Source organism: Enterococcus olivae (genome assembly GCF_053760925.1).
Window position 1 is genome coordinate 1 of the sequence record NZ_JBSMVT010000054.1, and the last position, 3217, is coordinate 3217.

The 3217-nt window shown below is 34.7% G+C and carries 3 protein-coding genes; all 3 read left to right on the forward strand.

Annotation, left to right across the window (positions count from 1 at the left end; all coding sequences use genetic code 11):
• Nucleotides 1-340: 340 nt before the first annotated feature.
• The 3 genes from floA (at nucleotide 341) to ACWODM_RS16225 (ending at nucleotide 3130) form a co-directional block, all read left to right on the forward strand.
• Nucleotides 341-1333: a flotillin-like protein FloA gene (floA, locus tag ACWODM_RS16215; RefSeq protein ID WP_455322356.1), complete on the forward strand. Its 993-nt coding sequence runs from the start codon at nucleotides 341-343 to the stop codon at nucleotides 1331-1333.
• A 285-nt stretch (nucleotides 1334-1618) separates the two neighbouring features.
• The gene (locus ACWODM_RS16220; protein ID WP_455322357.1) at nucleotides 1619-2578 is read left to right on the forward strand and encodes an IS30 family transposase; all 960 of its coding nucleotides are present in this window, start codon (nucleotides 1619-1621) and stop codon (nucleotides 2576-2578) included.
• A 147-nt stretch (nucleotides 2579-2725) separates the two neighbouring features.
• Entirely contained in the window at nucleotides 2726-3130 is a 405-nt protein-coding gene (locus tag ACWODM_RS16225) for a PTS sugar transporter subunit IIA (RefSeq protein WP_455322358.1), read from the forward strand.
• Nucleotides 3131-3217 lie beyond the last annotated feature (87 nt).

The following is a 3217-nucleotide window of genomic DNA, read 5'->3' on the forward strand; positions in this document are numbered from 1 at the left end:
AAAGCTTTATCCAAGAGTATACAGTCTGAAAACAGATTATTTTTAGAGAAAATACCTGACCTTATTTCAAAATAGGTTATTCGTTCGATAAAATAGATTAAATATTGAGCTATGAATTATTCAGGTATTAAGTAGTTTGTTAAAAATTTACTTCATAAGAGTGTAAAATATTATGTGTAAATAGAAAAAAAGTCAGTGATTTCTGTCGAATAGAGTGATCATAATATATTCACAGAAAAGAGGTCTTCACAATTGAATAGCTAAAAAGTTAAAAATATATTATGATAAAGTAATAATATAGTGAATGTAAATTCATGTATGAAAAAAGGAGGAGGATGCAGTGGATAGAATTAGTAATGGAACGATTGGGATAGTTATAGTTGCTATTCTTATTTTGATTGTAGTTGGTTTGTTTTTTAGTTTTGTTCCTATTGGTTTGTGGATAACAGCTTATTTTTCAGGAGTTAAAGTGAGTATCGGTACGTTAATCGGGATGCGTTTAAGACGAGTATCACCTCGACAAATTATTCAGCCACTAATTAAAGCAACGAAGGCTGGATTAGATTTAACAACTGATCAATTAGAGGCACATTATCTCGCAGGTGGAGATGTTAACCGTGTGATAGATGCGTTAATTGCTTCTCATCGCGCAGATATTGATTTAGAGTTTGAGAAAGCAGCTGCGATTGATTTAGCTGGACGAGACGTTTTTGAAGCAGTTCAAGTCTCGGTTAATCCAAAAGTAATTGAAACACCGATGATTGGTGCCGTAGCAAAAAATGGTATCGAAATTATCGTGAAAGCTAAAGTAACTGTGCGTGCTAATATTGAACGGCTGGTTGGTGGAGCGGGAGAAGACACAATTATTGCACGTGTTGGAGAAGGGATTGTCACCACAGTCGGTTCAGCTGAACGACATGATTTGGTGATGGAAAGTCCAGAGGCTATTTCTAAAACTGTTTTAAGTAAGGGATTAGACTCTGGAACGGCTTTTGAAATTTTGTCCATTGACATTGCCGATGTCGACGTGGGGCGCAATATTGGTGCACAATTACAGACGGACCAATCTGAAGCAGATAAAAATATTGCGCAAGCCAAAGCAGAAGAGCGCCGTTCCATGGCAGTTGCCGAAGAACAAGAAATGCGTGCAGAAGTTGAAAAAATGCGCGCGAAAGTTGTCGAGGCAGAGGCGGAAGTTCCATTAGCTATGGCGGAAGCATTACAAAAGGGAACGTTAGGTGCAATGGATTACTATACATTAAAAAACATCCATGCAGATACGAATATGCGAGCATCTATTTCCTCAAATGCAAGAAATAGTAGTGAAGAATGATTTTTTATACTGCTAGGAACCTTAGAATAAAGAGAACGGATGATTTTTTTAGCATTGAAGTAGACAAAAGTTAATATCTTTGTTAAGGTTATATTAATTTCATAAAAAAACAAGGTTGGGCGCAAGCTTTCAAGACATGTTCTCCAAAGGTGAGGAGAGTCTTGTTTGCTTACGCTCTTTTTGTGTTCGCGAATTGTAAAATTAAGTTAGAAAAATAAAAAAGCCATTTATGGTACACTCAAATTGTATTTCCGACCAAAGAAAACAAAGGAGTGTAAACCATAAATGACCTACAAACATCTTACCATAGACGAACTGACTATGATAGAATCTTATTTTCTTCAAGGGACTAAACCGACTGATATTGCCAAACGAATGAAACGCGCTATTCAAACGATTTATACGGTCGTTAATCAATTTAAATTAGGCAAGACAGCACTTGATTATTGGTATCAGTATAAAGAAAATAAGAAAAAATGTGGTAGAAAAGTCATTCAATTACCTGCTCATGAAGTGGATTACATTAAAGAGAAAGTTTCTCTTGGTTGGACGCCTGACATCATTATTGGGCGTCAAGAATTAACTATTTCATGTGGTATGAGAACACTCTACCGTTTGTTTTCTAAAGGAATATTTGATGTTGAAACACTACCTATGAAAGGGAAAAGAAAACCTAATGGCCATCAGGAAAAACGTGGAAAACAACAGTTTAAGCGTTCAATCCATAATCGACTTGATAATTATCCAGATTTCAATTCTGAATTCGGTCACCTTGAAGGTGATACAATTGTTGGCGTTCATCATAAAAGTGCCGTCATTACTTTGGTTGAAAGATTATCTAAAGTAATTATCACGATTAAACCTAACGGCCGTAAGGCATCAGATATTGAAACTGCCCTTAACTGTTGGTTTTCTCGCTTTCCTAAAAACTTCTTTAAATCCATTACCTTTGACTGTGGAAAAGAATTTTCTAACTGGAAAACTGTCAGTAATCAGCATGATATTGCTATTTATTTTGCTGATCCTGGAACACCTTCTCAACGTCCATTAAACGAGAATTCCAACGGGATTCTACGTCGTAACGGATTACCAAAATCAATGGATTTTAGAGAAGTCGACCAACCATTTATTTCAAGCGTCAGCAATCAACGTAATCATATTCCAAGAAAATCCTTGAATTACAAAACACCTATCGAAGTATTTTTGAGCTATGTACAAGAAGCATTTTATTCTAACTTAATTTGACAAATCATATTGGTATAAAGTTAATTTAATTAGGATTGTAACTCTTCGGGAGGCTTAACCTAAATCTATGCGTGATGCATTTATTTGGTATGTCTATCGAAGAGTTTTTTTGTTCTATAAAAAAATGTTTAGGAAGGAGAGTATTCGATGTTTAATTTTTTTAAAACAAAAGAGATACAAATTACGGCACCAGTCAATGGTCAATGTTTAGAGTTAGAAAGCGTTCCTGATAAAATGTTTAGTAATAAATTATTAGGAGATGGATTAGCCTTTACTTTTGAAGAGAATTTTGTTTGTTCACCTATAGATGGAAAAATAGAGATGATTGCTCAGACTAAACATGCTCTTGGCATAAAAGGGCGAGACGGTCTAGAAATAATGATTCATATAGGTTTAGACACTGTGGAATTGAATGGAGAAGGTTTTCAATTGTTGGTTGAAGAAAATCAAAAAGTAAAAGCTGGACAAAAATTAATTAAAATTGATCGAGAATATATGGATAAAAAATCTATTGGCGCATTTTATAATGAACTTAGCCACCTGAGGCATTAAAAAAACGTCATCGTAAAATTTCATGTATTATTGAAGTTCCAACACAATCAATAAAGGATGAATTTACGATGACGCAAACTCAGAATA

Coding starts and splice junctions, on each gene's coding strand:
- ACWODM_RS16220 (WP_455322357.1), top strand. CDS start 1,619: ATGACCTACAAACATCTTACCATAGACGAACTGACTATGATAGAATCT.
- ACWODM_RS16225 (WP_455322358.1), top strand. CDS start 2,726: ATGTTTAATTTTTTTAAAACAAAAGAGATACAAATTACGGCACCAGTC.